Here is an 11,746-nt window from a genome sequence, read left to right as displayed (position 1 = left end):
AAACGAATCGGAAAAAGGCGTGCATTTTCCCTCAGCCGGTAGGCGGGGGCAATGACAGATAATGACTCTGGCGCGTTTTTCCGGTCGATAAAGGGGCAATCGCCTGATGAAACCATTCCGCAGTTCGTTTGTAGAACACAGGGACCTGCGTTAAGTGCCATCTATCGAGCAATATCAAAACTTTTTGATATTGCTCTTGCGAGGTTGGGGGTGCGTCACTAGACTGCTGGCCTTATGAATTTACGCGCGCCCTCCATGAACCATGACGACTGCGACGAGCTGGCGGCCCTGTGCAAGGCCGGCGGCGACCCGCTGCGGCTGAATGTATTGCGCGCGCTGGCCAACGACTCGTTCGGCGTACTGGAACTGGCACAGATCTTCGCCATCGGCCAATCCGGCATGAGCCACCACCTGAAGGTCCTGGCCCAGGCCGACCTGGTGGCAACCCGCCGCGAAGGCAACGCGATCTTCTACCGGCGCGCCCTGCCCCACACCGAACTGCTGGGCGGCAGGCTGCACGCCGCCCTGCTGGATGAAGTGGACAACCTGACGCTGCCCGGCGAAGTGCAATCGCGTATCGGCCTGGTGCACCGCCAGCGGGCGGCCGCCAGCCAGGACTTTTTCTCACGGGTCGCGGAGAAGTTTCGCGCCCAGCAGGACCTGATCGCAGGACTGCCCCAGTACCGCGAAAGCGTGTTGGCGCTGCTCGACAAACTGAACTTCACGGACACCGCCACGGCGATCGAAGTCGGCCCCGGGGATGGCAGTTTCCTGCCGGAACTGGCCCGTCGTTTCGCCCGGGTGACCGCGCTGGACAACAGCCCGGCCATGCTCGAACTGGCACGCCAGGTCTGTGAACGCGAAACGCTGGCTAACGTCAGCCTGCAATTGGCCGATGCACTGAATGGCGTGAGCCTGGCGGCCGATTGCGTGGTGCTGAACATGGTCCTGCACCATTTCGCCGCGCCGGCCGATGCGCTCAAGCGCCTGGCCGGTTTGCTACAACCGGGCGGCAGCCTGTTAGTGACAGAGTTGTGCAGCCACAACCAGAGTTGGGCCAGGGAGGCCTGCGGTGATCTCTGGCTGGGGTTTGACCAGGATGATCTGGCCCGCTGGGCCACCGCTGCGGGACTGGTTCCCGGAGAAAGTCTGTATGTAGGTTTACGTAATGGTTTCCAGATCCAGGTCCGCCACTTTCAGCGACCGGCTGGCGACACTCACCATCGGTAAATTTTAGGAAACCGTCGAGATGAGCGAATACTCCCTTTTCACCTCCGAGTCCGTGTCTGAAGGGCATCCGGACAAAATCGCCGACCAGATTTCCGATGCGGTGCTGGACGCCATCATTGCCCAGGACAAGCACGCCCGCGTAGCGGTGGAAACCCTGGTCAAGACCGGCGTGGCCATCGTCGCCGGCGAAGTCACCACTTCGGCCTGGGTTGACCTGGAGCAGATCGTTCGTGACGTCATCACCGACATCGGCTACACCAGCTCCGACGTCGGTTTCGACGGCGCGACCTGCGGCGTGATGAACATCATCGGCAAGCAGTCCCCCGACATCAACCAGGGTGTCGACCGCGCCAAGCCTGAAGACCAGGGCGCCGGCGACCAGGGCCTGATGTTTGGCTACGCCAGCAACGAAACCGACGTGCTGATGCCGGCCCCGATCACCTTCTCGCACCAACTGGTGCAGCGCCAGGCCGAAGCCCGCAAGTCCGGCCTGCTGCCGTGGCTGCGTCCGGATGCCAAGTCCCAGGTCACCTGCCGCTACGAAGGCGGCAAGGTGGTCGGCATCGACGCCGTGGTCCTGTCGACCCAGCACAACCCTGACGTGTCGTACAAAGACCTGCGCGAAGGCGTGATGGAACTGATCGTCAAGCACGTGCTGCCGGCCGAACTGCTGTCCAAGGACACCCAGTTCCACATCAACCCGACTGGCCAGTTCATCATCGGCGGCCCGGTCGGCGACTGCGGCCTGACCGGTCGCAAGATCATCGTCGACAGCTACGGCGGCATGGCCCGTCACGGCGGCGGCGCGTTCTCCGGCAAGGACCCATCGAAGGTCGACCGTTCGGCCGCCTATGCCGGTCGTTACGTGGCCAAGAACATCGTCGCCGCCGGCCTGGCCGAGCGCTGCGAGATCCAGGTGTCCTACGCCATCGGCGTGGCGCAACCGACTTCGATCTCGCTGAACACCTTCGGCACCGGCAAGATCAGCGACGACAAGATCATCAAGCTGGTGCGCGAAGTGTTCGACCTGCGTCCGTACGCGATCACCACCATGCTCGACCTGCTGCACCCGATGTACCGCGAAACCGCGGCCTACGGCCACTTCGGCCGTACCCCGCAAACCAAGACCGTGGGTGATGACACCTTCACCACCTTCACCTGGGAAAAGACCGACCGCGCCGAAGCCCTGCGCGCCGCTGCCAACCTGTAATCCCGGCAGCGCTTACCCAAGCCCCGCACGGCTCGCCTTGCGGGGCTTTTTTGTGGCTGAAGGTTTCATGATTTGCAGGGCGCTCCTACGGGGTCAGCCTGATTCCTAGGGGTATAAGGCGGCTCGCGAAAAAACTGGCGCATCGTCCAACCAGCCCGCGAAATACCCGGCAATCCATACGCCCTTTCTCCCTCCCGCCCACCCCTCTAGCCTGCAGCCTGACTCCCCGAGCAAGGATGCTCCCCATGCCCTACAGAGCCACGCTATTGGCCGCAGTCCTCCTGAGCGCCATCGCCCTGCCGAGCGCCGCCAGCCCGTGCCCCGACTGGACACCTGCCCAGGCGCAAACCGAAACGGCCACCCTGCAACAGCAAATCAATCGCTGGGACGACAGCTACCACCGTGAAGGCCTGTCGCCGGTGACTGACGAGCTCTATGACCAGTCCCGCGCCCGGCTCGAACATTGGCAAAGCTGTTTCCCCACCGTCAGTGCAGACCGCGCCAACCCGCTACGCACCGCACGCGGTACTGTCCCGCACCCCATTCCCCATACCGGCGTGGAGAAACTGGCCGATGAAAGTGCCGTACGCCAGTGGCTCGCCGGGCGCGAGGAGGTCTGGGTACAGCCCAAGATCGACGGCGTGGCCGTGACCCTGATCTATCGCCAGGGACGCTTTCAGCAAGCCATCAGCCGCGGGGATGGCCTTCAGGGCCAGGACTGGACCGGGCCCGCGCAACTGATAAGCGCCATCCCCAAACGCCTGCCCGAACCGCGGGACCTGCTGCTACAGGGCGAGCTCTATTGGCGCCAGAACGATCACATACAGGCCAAGGCCGGCAGCCTGAATGCCCGCGGCCAGGTCGCCGGCCTCTTGGCGCGCAACCAGCTGGACCCTCGGCAAGCCAGCCGGATCGGCCTGTTCGTCTGGGACTGGCCCCAAGGCCCGAGCACCCTGGCGCAGCGCCTGGCCGGCCTCAAGGCCCTGGGGTTTGCCCACAGCAGCGAATACAGCCAGCGCGTCAGTACGTTCGCCGAGGTCCGGCACTGGCGAGAGCACTGGTATCGCTCGGCCCTGCCCTTCGCCAGCGATGGCATCGTCCTGCGCCAGAGCCGACGTCCAGAGGCGCAACGCTGGCAGGCCAAGGCGCCCTACTGGATCGCCGCGTGGAAGTACCCGTTCGCCCAGGCCCTGGCCAGGGTGCGCAAGGTCGACTTCAAGATCGGCCGCACTGGCCGGATCACCCCGATGCTCGAACTGGAGCCGGTCCTGCTCGACGACCGGCAGATCAGGCGGGTCAGCGTCGGCTCGCTGCCGCGCTGGCAAAAGCTGGATATCCGCCCTGGCGATCAGGTGTCGATCAGCCTCGCCGGCCTGACCGTCCCGCGCCTGAACGCGGTGATACTGCGCACGCCCCAGCGTGTTCCGCTGCAGGTTCCGGATGCCTCGGCCTTCCATGCGCTCAGTTGCTGGCACCCCCTGCCCGGTTGTGAGAGCCAGTTCCTCGCACGCTTGACCTGGCTGAGCGGAAAATCCGGACTGGACCTGCCCCATGTCGGCGCCGGCACCTGGGAGAAGCTGGTGGACGCCGGACTGATCAACGGCTTGGTCGATTGGTTGACCCTTGAGCCTGCAGAGCTTGCTAACATTACCGGCCTTGGCGAACGCAGCATCGCGCGTTTGCTGAGCAGCCTGCACAGCGCCCGCCGGCAGCCGTTTCATCGCTGGCTCAAAGCCCTTGGACTGCCACCGACCGGCGACGCCAGGCTCGAAGATGGCTGGGCGGCGCTGGCGGCCAGAACCACCGAGCAATGGCAGGCCCAAAGCGCTATCGGCCCGGGACGCGCCGCTCAGTTGAGCGCCTTTTTCCGCGATCCGCAGGTCCTGGCCTTGAGTGAAGAATTACGTGCCGCCGGAATCGAAGGCTTCTGAGGCTTTTACAGCCGGCGGCGTTGAACCCCGGGGACGCAGATGGCTCAAACAGCCCGTCGCCCCACTCCTGCTATTCATCTTTTCACATGGAGCCTTTATGAAATTTCTTGCACCGCTCACCCTCTTCGCCGCATTCGCCCTGACAACCCCAGCCCTGATGGCCGCCGAGCAGGCCCCGGAACTCACCGGCTGCGCCGCCAAGCGCCAGGCCATCAGCACCCAGCTCGAACAGGCCAAGGCCCACGGCAACAGCGAACAACAGGCCGGCCTGGAAAAAGCCCTGAGCGAAGCCACCGCGAACTGCACCGACGCCTCGCTGAAAAAGGAACGCGAAAACAAGGTGCTGGACGCCAAGCATGAAGTCAGCCGGCGCCAGACCGACCTGGACAAGGCCATGAAAAAAGGCGACGCCGAGAAGATCAACAAGCGCAAGGACAAGCTGGCCGAGTCCCGCAAGGAATTGCAGGAAGCCCTTGACGAACTGGACAAGTAAGTTCGAGCCGCTGCGGCAGATGTGCCCGCCGCAGACACCTCAGGCGACAGGATCAGTGATCGCGAAACTCTTTATGGCAGGCGCTGCAGGCATCTTCGACTTTCTGTACCGCCGGCCCCAGGTTGCTGGCCTTGTACGGCTGGACCTTGCTGGCGATGACCAGTTCACCGGTGGCCGCCTCGAGAGTGCGGGCCAGTTCCTGGAAACGTGCCTGCTTCTGCCAGACATCGTCAGTCGCGCTACTGTGCTCCTGTTCCTTGACCTGCGGGAAGTGCTTCCAGGGTTCGTGGGACAGGTTGTCCAGCTTGATCGCGCCTTCGGTAAAGCGCGGGCCGTCGAACGGGATACGCCCACGGAGCATGCCGCCCAGGTCTTCACCGGTCTTGAGCATCTGTTTGAAGATCGCCTTGCGCTGACCCAGCGGGGAGTTCGGGTCGACACCGCCGCAGGCGGACAACGTCAGGCAGGCCAGCAATACAACAGAGAGTCTTTTAAGCGTCATGGTGGCTTCGGGTCACAGGAAACGGCCGCCAGTATCCTCGCCTGTCCGGCAAAGACCAATAGCCCTATTAACAATATGGATTGCCTGACGCTGCCATGCGCCCAGGCAAGCCGCAAAGGAAGTACCCAATGAACACCCGTTTCAAGCTGTGGCGTCGACACCTGGCCTGGGCCTTGCCGACCGCGATCCTGCTGGCCGGATGCAATGGCGGCGAAGTCGGCAAGCCACCCCAGCCTCACGCTATCGCCACCTATACCAGCACCAGTTGGGAAGCCTTGCCCACTGTGTCCGACGACGACCTGCTGGCCGGCTTCGGTTCCTGGCGCAGTGCCTGCACCCGGCTGAAAGCCGACCCGGTGTGGGGCCCGACCTGCGCGACGGCGGCCAATGTGCCACTCACCGCCCTCGATGTCCGCAGCTTTCTCAAGCAGCACCTGGACGTCTACGGCCTGCGCTCGGCCAGTGGCAGCAGCAACGGCCTGATCACCGGCTACTACGAGCCGGTCTATCCGGGCAGCCTGACCCAGACCCAGGCCGCGTCAGTACCGGTCTATGGCGTGCCGGAAGACATGATCATCGTCGCCCTCGACAGCATTTATCCCGAACTCAAGGGCAAGCGCCTGCGCGGCCGCCTCGAAGGCCGGGTGCTGAAACCCTACGACGATGCCGCGACCATCGAGACCAAGGGGGTCAAGGCGCCGGTGATCGCCTGGCTGACCGACCCGATGAACCTGCAATTCCTGCAGATCCAGGGCTCGGGTCGTATCCAGCTGGAAGACGGGCGCCAGTTGCGCATCGGTTATGCCGACCAGAACGGCCACCCGTACCGTCCCATCGGCCGCTGGCTGGTGGATCAGGGCGAGCTGAAGAAAGAAGACGTGACCATGGGCACCATCGCGGCCTGGGCCAAGGCCAACCCCAATCGCATCCCGGAACTGCTGGGCAGCAACCCCAGCTACGTGTTCTTCAACCGCAACCCGGACAGCAACGAAGGCCCGCGCGGCTCGCTGAACGTACCGCTGACCTCCGGCTACAGCGTGGCGGTAGACCGCAAGGTGATCCCCCTGGGCAGCCTGTTGTGGCTTTCCACCACCCGGCCGGATGGCAGCAGCCTGATCCGTCCGGTGGCGGCGCAAGACACTGGTGGCGCGATCGCCGGCGAAGTTCGCGCCGACCTGTTCTGGGGCACCGGCGACGCGGCCGGGCAACTGGCGGGAGACATGAAACAGCAGGGCCAGATCTGGATGCTCTGGCCCAAGGGCGCCACGCTGCCGAAAGTGCCTGAAGTCACCGACAGCAAATAGCCCTGGCACCGCTGCCGCCTTCGTCGAGAGGCGGCGGCAGTAGTGACGAAGATCAGATAGAAACGAAAAAGAAGCTGGCAATCAGCGCCATGCCGACGAACCACACCAGCGACCGCAGGATCGCCCAGTCCGCCAGGTAGCAGATGATGTACAGCAGGCGGCTGGTGATGAACAGCACCGCCAGCACATCGATGGTCACCAGTTCGGCGACGTTGGCGATGTGGGCGATGATCACCCCCGCGGCAAAGGCCGGGGTCACTTCAAAGCTGTTGAGCTGCGCCGCTTGCGCCCGCCGGGCGAAACCCTCGAGGGTTTCGAGGTAGGCCCGCGGGTCATGGTTCTGCCGCAGGCCAAAGTTACCCCCGCTGAACTTGGCGATGCTGTTGCACAGGTACGGCAGGAAGATGGCGATCAATACACACCAGAAAGCGACGGTCATGGCAGAGTCCTTTTTAAAGTCATGAGGGGAGCGGGGTCAGAACTTCATCACCAGCATGCCGATCAGCACCAGCCCACAAGCTAAGAGCCGAGGTCGGCCGAAAGGTTCTTTCAGGTAACGCATACCGAACAGCACCACCAGGATCACGCTGATTTCCCGCAGCGCCGCCGCCTCGGCGATCGATCCCAGCTGCATGGCCCACAGCACCAGAGCGTAGCTGAACAATACGCAGAATCCGACGCTCAACCCCAGCCTCCATTGTTCGCGCCAGAACAGGCTGAAGGCCGCACGCTTGCGCAGCAGCGCCAGCAACGGAAAGGACCAGGCGCTGAGCAGTGTCACCCACACCAGGTAATCCAGCGGATGGGACCAGCGGCGCAATGCCTGGCCGTTGATAAAGGTGTAGCAACCGATGCACAGGCCGATCAGCGCCACCACCGGCAACATCGACCATGGCAGGCGGTCGCCGCCACCGCCCTGCCACAGCAGGCACAGCATGCCGAAAGGGATCAACAGGATGCCGAGGATCTGCTGGGGGCTGAGCACCTCGCCCGCGAAGATCAGGGTCAGGGACAGCACCACCAGGGGCGAAAGACCGCGCATCAATGGGTAGACCAGACCCAGGTCGCCGACTCGATAGGCCTGGATCAACAGGTAGCGGTAGAGCAACTCGAAAACCGCCGACGCCAGGATCCACGGCCAGATCTGCAGCGGCGGCCACTCGACGAACCCCAACATCAATGCCACGAACAACAAGGCGACGCTGTCCATGCAGGCCACCACCAATAACCGTTCGCCACTGAATTTGATCAGGGTATTCCACGCCGCATGCAGCAGCGCCGCCACCAGAACCAGAGTTGTCGCCAGCACCTCACACTCCCTGTTTGCGATAAGAGAATCGATTCACCTAAGGGCCTCGGCTGTCTATACTGACGCCGACCACGCCGCACTCAGTTGCGCATATCCATTCCAATAATTCCTGCCGCTGCCCGATCCGCCGGACCCGATCCGATGGAGGAGCAAAGCTGGCATGCGTATGCCTGATCAGGGCGTCAAGACTACAGACAGAGAATCCTCGCATGCCACTCGCCTTGCTCGCACTGGCTGTTGCCGCCTTCGGCATCGGTACCACTGAATTCGTCATCATGGGCCTGCTGCCCGATGTCGCCCGCGACCTGTCCGTCAGCATTCCCCATGCCGGCCTGCTGATTACCGGTTACGCCCTGGGCGTGGTGTTCGGCGCGCCGATCCTCGCCGTCGGCACCGCCAACATGCCGCGCAAGGCCACGCTGCTGGGCATGACCCTGATGTTCATCCTCGGCAACGTGCTCTGCGCGCTGGCGCCGAACTACGCCACGCTGATGGCCGCGCGGGTGATCACCGCGCTGTGCCACGGTGCGTTTTTCGGCATCGGCTCGGTGGTCGCCGCCAGCCTGGTGGCGCCGAACAAACGCGCCCAGGCGATCGCCATGATGTTCACCGGCCTGACCCTGGCCAATGTGCTCGGCGTGCCGCTGGGCACGGCACTGGGGCAATACGCCGGCTGGCGCTCGACCTTCTGGGCGGTGTCGGTGATCGGGGTACTCGCCGCCATTGCCCAGTGGTTCTGGCTGCCCCGGCACATCGCCATGGACAAGGCCAACCTGGCCAGCGAGTTCAAGGTCCTGGGCAAGACCAACGTGCTGCTGGCCCTGGGCATGAGCGTGCTGGCCTCCACCAGCCTGTTCAGCGTCTTCACCTATATCGCGCCGATCCTGCAGGACGTCACCGGCGTCAGCCCCCATGGCGTGACCATCATGTTGCTGCTGTTCGGCGTCGGCTTGACGGCCGGCAGCATGCTCGGCGGCCGCCTGGCCGACAGCCGCCTGCTGCCGTCGCTGGTGGCCATGGCGCTGGCCGTGGTGCTGGTGCTGGCCGCGTTCAGCCAGACCAGCCATCTGCTGATCCCGGCGGCGATCACGTTGCTACTGTGGGGAATCTTCGCCTTCGCCCTGTGCCCGATCCTGCAATTGCTGATCATCGACCAGGCCCATGAAGCGCCCAACCTGGGCTCGACCCTGAACCAGAGCGCCTTTAACCTGGGTAACGCCGCCGGCGCCTGGATCGGCGGGCTGGTCGTCGCCAGCGGCGCCGACCTGGCCGACCTGCCGTGGACCGGCGCACTGGTCGGCGGACTGACGGTGCTGACCGCACTGCTGTTCATTCACCTGCAACGTCGCCAGGCGGCCGCGATCAATGTATCCGGCTGAGCCCCGACGAGCGCGCGACTGACCCACGGTCGCCTGCAGAACCGCGCACTGGCCGACCGGCTCACCGACAGAAGAATCTGAACTTTCCTTGTCGGTGTGCCCCGGGCCGCCAGCGGCCCATCAAACCCTTGCCCGATGGCTTTCGGGCTTTCTTTTCACGTTTCTATCCAAGGGACTCCGGATGCTTGAACTCGTTGCCGCCTTCATCTGCCTGACCACCCTGCTCACCTACGTCAACTTCCGCTTCATCGGCCTGCCGCCGACCATCGGGGTGATGGTCACCGCCCTGCTGTTTTCCCTGCTGCTGCAAGGCTTGAGCTTCCTCGGCTATCCCGGCCTGGAAGAGCATGTGCAACAGCTGATTGGCCAGATCGACTTCGGCGACCTGCTGATGAACTGGATGCTGTCGTTCCTGCTGTTCGCCGGCGCCTTGCACGTCAACCTCAACGACCTGCGTAGCTATCGCTGGCCCATCGGCCTGTTGGCCACGGTCGGCGTACTGATCGCCACGTTCGTCATCGGCAGCCTGGCCTACTGGATCTTCGGCCTGTTCGGCTGGCACGTGAGCTTCCTCTATTGCCTGTTGTTCGGCGCCCTGATCTCGCCGACCGACCCGATCGCGGTGCTTGGCGTGCTGCGTACCGCCAACGCCTCCAAGCCGCTGAAAACCACCATCGTCGGCGAGTCGCTGTTCAACGACGGCACCGCGGTGGTGGTGTTCACCGTGCTGCTGGGAATCGCCCAGCTCGGCGAAACCCCGACCGTCGGCGCCACCGCCCTGCTGTTTGCCCATGAAGCCATCGGCGGCGTGGTGTTCGGCGGGCTGATCGGCTACCTGGTGTACCTGATGATCAAGAGCATCGAGCAACACCAGATCGAGGTGATGCTGACCCTGGCCCTGGTGATCGGCGGCTCGGCGATGGCCAGCGAACTGCACGTCTCGGCACCGATCGCGATGGTGGTGGCGGGCCTGATCATCGGCAACCTGGGGCGCAACCTGGCGATGAACGACATGACCCGGCGTTACCTGGACGGTTTCTGGGAACTGCTCGACGACATGCTCAACGCCCTGCTGTTCGCCCTGATCGGCATGGAGCTGTTGCTGCTGCCGTTCAACTGGCTGCACCTGCTGGCCGCGAGTCTGCTGGCGGTGGCGATCGTGCTGTCGCGCCTGCTCACCGTGGCTCCAGCCATCGTCCTGCTACGCCGCTGGCGCAGCGTGCCGCGCGGCACTATCCGGGTGCTGACCTGGGGTGGCCTGCGCGGCGGGGTTTCGGTGGCGCTGGCCCTGGCCCTGCCATTGGGCCCGGAGCGCGACCTGGTGCTGAGCATCACCTATATCGTGGTGCTGTCGTCGATCCTCCTGCAGGGCCTGACCATCGGCAAACTGGTGCGCCATGTCACCCAGGATGCACCGGCGGTCACCCAGGACGCTCACTGATCGTTTTTTGATCGATCGCGGACCCGCCCAGGGTCCGCAGTCGTTTTTGGCAGGCCACTTTCACTGCGCACCTGGGCATGGCTGATCAGGGCGAAGATGAAGCTGCCGCCGATGATGTTCCCCGCCAGCGTCGGCCCGGCGAACACCCACCAGAAATCCCGCCACGGCAACTCGCCGGCGAACACCAGGTACGAGACCTCCACCGAACCGACCACGATATGGGTGAAGTCCCCCAGGGCCATCAGGTAGGTGATCAGGATGATGATCCACATCTTGGCGCTCTCCATGGACGGGATCATCCAGACCATGGTGGCGATCATCCAGCCGGAGACGATGCCCTTGGCGAACATCTGTCCGGCATCGTTCTCCATGACCTTGCGCCCGATATCGAGGAAGGCCAGGTCGGTCCTGGCGTCGAAAATCGGCAGGTGCAGCATCACATAGGCCACCAGCAGCGTGCCGCACAGGTTGCCCACCAGGACCACGCCCCACAAGCGGCACAGGCGCGCGAAATTGCCCAGGGTGGGTTTGCTCATAATCGGCAGCACGGCCGTCAGGGTGTTTTCGGTGAACAGTTGCTGGCGCGCCAGGATCACCGCCAGGAAGCCCGCGCAGTAACCGAAACTGGCAATCACCTTGAACCCTTCGCCGTCGGGCAGGCGCGAGTCGAGCAGGCCCATGCCCATCAGCGACAGGCCCATGGTCAGGCCGGCGGCCAGGGCCGACCACCAGAGCGCTGCGACGCTGCGCTCCAGCTCCTTGTCGCCCTGGGTACGGATGATCTCGTGCAAGACCGCCGCGCGGGGCGGCTGGTTCTTGTCTACGTCGTGCTGCTCTTCGGGAGAAAGGCCCGGGGTCTTGCCGTCTGTCTGCACGTTAATGGCTCCTGAACCTGTGGGTACCTTGTCAGGTACGACATCCAGGGTTCAGGGCTCGTTCAGTGCCCT

11 protein-coding genes are annotated in these 11,746 nt (G+C 63.9%); 7 read left to right on the top strand and 4 right to left on the bottom strand.

Features of this window, described 5'->3' with window-relative positions; all coding sequences use genetic code 11:
• Positions 1 to 234 precede the first annotated feature (234 nt).
• The 4 genes from AC07PQ_RS17420 to AC07PQ_RS17405 all read left to right on the top strand — a co-directional run bounded on the left by AC07PQ_RS17420 (position 235) and on the right by AC07PQ_RS17405 (position 4,864).
• A complete protein-coding gene (locus tag AC07PQ_RS17420; protein ID WP_037033913.1) occupies positions 235 to 1,230 on the top strand; it encodes an ArsR/SmtB family transcription factor in 996 nt (331 codons plus the stop codon).
• Between the two features lie 19 nt (positions 1,231 to 1,249).
• The gene (metK, locus tag AC07PQ_RS17415; protein WP_007922339.1) at positions 1,250 to 2,440 is read left to right on the top strand and encodes a methionine adenosyltransferase; all 1,191 of its coding nucleotides are present in this window, start codon (positions 1,250 to 1,252) and stop codon (positions 2,438 to 2,440) included.
• 245 nt (positions 2,441 to 2,685) lie between these two features.
• A complete protein-coding gene (ligB, locus tag AC07PQ_RS17410) occupies positions 2,686 to 4,371 on the top strand; it encodes an NAD-dependent DNA ligase LigB (protein WP_493185957.1) in 1,686 nt (561 codons plus the stop codon).
• Positions 4,372 to 4,468: 97 nt separating this feature from the next.
• Entirely contained in the window at positions 4,469 to 4,864 is a 396-nt protein-coding gene (locus AC07PQ_RS17405) for a DUF1090 domain-containing protein (RefSeq protein WP_062824362.1), read from the top strand.
• A 52-nt stretch (positions 4,865 to 4,916) separates the two neighbouring features.
• On the opposite strand, the gene AC07PQ_RS17400 is transcribed toward AC07PQ_RS17405, so the two are convergent.
• Positions 4,917 to 5,366 (bottom strand): c-type cytochrome, encoded by a 450-nt coding sequence (locus AC07PQ_RS17400; protein ID WP_007922344.1) that lies wholly within the window; start codon positions 5,364 to 5,366, stop codon positions 4,917 to 4,919.
• A 128-nt stretch (positions 5,367 to 5,494) separates the two neighbouring features.
• On the opposite strand from AC07PQ_RS17400, the gene mltA reads away from it, so the two are divergent.
• Entirely contained in the window at positions 5,495 to 6,670 is a 1,176-nt protein-coding gene (gene mltA, locus AC07PQ_RS17395) for a murein transglycosylase A (protein ID WP_493185956.1), read from the top strand.
• Between the two features lie 52 nt (positions 6,671 to 6,722).
• On the opposite strand, the gene AC07PQ_RS17390 is transcribed toward mltA, so the two are convergent.
• Together AC07PQ_RS17390 and AC07PQ_RS17385 are read right to left on the bottom strand one after the other, a co-directional pair.
• Complete coding sequence (locus AC07PQ_RS17390; protein WP_007922347.1) at positions 6,723 to 7,109, bottom strand: MAPEG family protein; 387 nt, start codon at positions 7,107 to 7,109, stop codon at positions 6,723 to 6,725.
• A 36-nt stretch (positions 7,110 to 7,145) separates the two neighbouring features.
• Positions 7,146 to 7,979 carry an EamA family transporter gene (locus tag AC07PQ_RS17385; protein ID WP_493185955.1) on the bottom strand — a complete coding sequence of 278 codons (834 nt, stop codon included), beginning with the start codon at positions 7,977 to 7,979 and terminating at the stop codon, positions 7,146 to 7,148.
• A 209-nt stretch (positions 7,980 to 8,188) separates the two neighbouring features.
• Here AC07PQ_RS17385 and AC07PQ_RS17380 point away from each other — a divergent pair, with 209 nt between their 5' ends.
• Entirely contained in the window at positions 8,189 to 9,358 is a 1,170-nt protein-coding gene (locus tag AC07PQ_RS17380) for an MFS transporter (protein ID WP_009045990.1), read from the top strand.
• Between the two features lie 181 nt (positions 9,359 to 9,539).
• Complete coding sequence (locus tag AC07PQ_RS17375; protein ID WP_007932521.1) at positions 9,540 to 10,799, top strand: cation:proton antiporter; 1,260 nt, start codon at positions 9,540 to 9,542, stop codon at positions 10,797 to 10,799.
• On the opposite strand, the gene AC07PQ_RS17370 is transcribed toward AC07PQ_RS17375, so the two are convergent.
• Positions 10,793 to 11,680: a formate/nitrite transporter family protein gene (locus AC07PQ_RS17370; protein ID WP_037036221.1), complete on the bottom strand. Its 888-nt coding sequence runs from the start codon at positions 11,678 to 11,680 to the stop codon at positions 10,793 to 10,795. The genes AC07PQ_RS17375 and AC07PQ_RS17370 overlap by 7 nt on opposite strands.
• Positions 11,681 to 11,746: the final 66 nt, after the last annotated feature.

Source organism: Pseudomonas sp. GW821-FHT09E12, assembly GCF_059416085.1.
Note: the sequence above shows the minus strand (reverse complement) of the source record. Positions and strands in the feature narration are given on the sequence as shown.